This window comes from Erwinia persicina NBRC 102418 (genome assembly GCF_001571305.1).
Taxonomy (GTDB): domain Bacteria; phylum Pseudomonadota; class Gammaproteobacteria; order Enterobacterales; family Enterobacteriaceae; genus Erwinia; species Erwinia persicina.
Genome location: NZ_BCTN01000060.1, coordinates 1 through 1,282, shown reverse-complemented (window position 1 = coordinate 1,282; position 1,282 = coordinate 1). Strand labels below are relative to the sequence as shown.

General features: G+C 44.5%; 3 protein-coding genes and 1 pseudogene. 1 reads left to right on the top strand and 3 read right to left on the bottom strand.

Annotated elements, in window-relative coordinates; genetic code table 11:
- A partial coding sequence (locus EPE01S_RS23725) for a SymE family type I addiction module toxin (protein WP_306304622.1) occupies positions 1-195 on the top strand: 195 nt, incomplete at its 5' end.
- Between the two features lie 45 nt (positions 196-240).
- Here the strand turns inward: EPE01S_RS23725 and EPE01S_RS22645 are convergent.
- The 3 genes and pseudogenes from EPE01S_RS22645 to EPE01S_RS23720 form a co-directional block, all read right to left on the bottom strand.
- Complete coding sequence (locus EPE01S_RS22645) at positions 241-513, bottom strand: colicin immunity domain-containing protein (protein WP_062749683.1); 273 nt, start codon at positions 511-513, stop codon at positions 241-243.
- A complete protein-coding gene (locus EPE01S_RS22640) occupies positions 510-881 on the bottom strand; it encodes a colicin D domain-containing protein (protein ID WP_167550602.1) in 372 nt (123 codons plus the stop codon). The genes EPE01S_RS22645 and EPE01S_RS22640 overlap by 4 nt, the downstream gene beginning before the upstream one ends.
- Positions 844-1,282 (bottom strand): annotated as a pseudogene (locus EPE01S_RS23720) (VENN motif pre-toxin domain-containing protein); the annotation flags it as partial. The gene EPE01S_RS22640 and the pseudogene EPE01S_RS23720, both read right to left, overlap by 38 nt.

The following is a 1,282-nucleotide window of genomic DNA, read 5'->3' as shown; positions in this document are numbered from 1 at the left end:
GGGATGTCTGATGATGCCGTTAATGTGCTGGTGATGAACGGCTGTCTGATGCTGACGGCGGAAATACCGCCAACGGAGCCGGAGGTGATACAGGCCCTGCGGCAGCTCTGCCCGAAGCTCTCGGCCCGCAATAAGCGTGAGCTGATGGACGTGATTCAGGTCATGGCGAAGCCGCAGAAGCGCGGCGGTAACTGACCGTTAAAGGAAAAATCCCGGCTCAGAAGTGGCCGGGATATTCTTTTACTTATTGATATAAGTGGTTATGAGTTTATTTATTTCACCCCGTAGTTGTTCATCATTAAATTCGTATTCTTCACGATCTTCATCTGGGTTATACATATCAGCCATACAAAATATAGTTGATAAACACTCACTTATCTTCTCATCATAGTTCAGTATATTTTTGCTATCTCTTTCTATACGCCAAAGCTCTATGTATGCTTCTGCGAATGTTGCTGCGGATAACCTTTCAGCGCCAAAAGATCTAGCAAATTCCAAAAGTAAATAACTCATCTTAAAATCCCATTTTTCATATAGTTATCATATTGAGGCGTTCCTGGAATAACTTTAAATCCCGTAATAAACTCACCTGACTTATCGATAACAACTGCATTATTTGTATTCGAATTAAAGAATACTTTAGAGTCTTTCACAAAACCATAAGTACCATTTTCGGTGGTGGCTGCATCATCTAAATGACTCTTAATGGCAGTCTCATACTGCTTAAGCGTCTCGGGATTTTTCTTTGTGGTAACAATGTCAAAATCAATTGCATGTTTGAATTTCTTATCTAACTGTTTGGCACTAAAAGCGACACTATCAGAGACAATAACGGCTCCAACATCAGGGATTTTCTTGCCCGGAATAAGGATGCCAGCCATCAGCCCCCCCCATACCTTCCAGTGCAAGCTGATCACCTTGGTTAGCTTTCTGAGCGAGTGTTTTTATCCCTTCCCAGGTATCACCATTCATTAATGCACTAACCGAGTCGGCCACCGTCTGGTTTTTGCCAGACAGGTCACTCATAGCTTTAGTGCAATAACTGTCACCTATCGCACAAGCTGTCAGTGCCATTGCGGCATCAGCAGCATAGTCCGCAGAACCTAACACGCTGTCACCACCATCAGCTAGTGCATTGATAGTTCCGTTAACCAGTTGCGATAAAGAGCCTTCGCCAAGGGTTTCTCGAACCTGAGCTTTCATTGCCTCAGCACTTTCCTTAACCGCTGCCCGCGCCTTATCTCCACTCAGCGAGTTATTCTCCACCGCATTCTTACCCGCC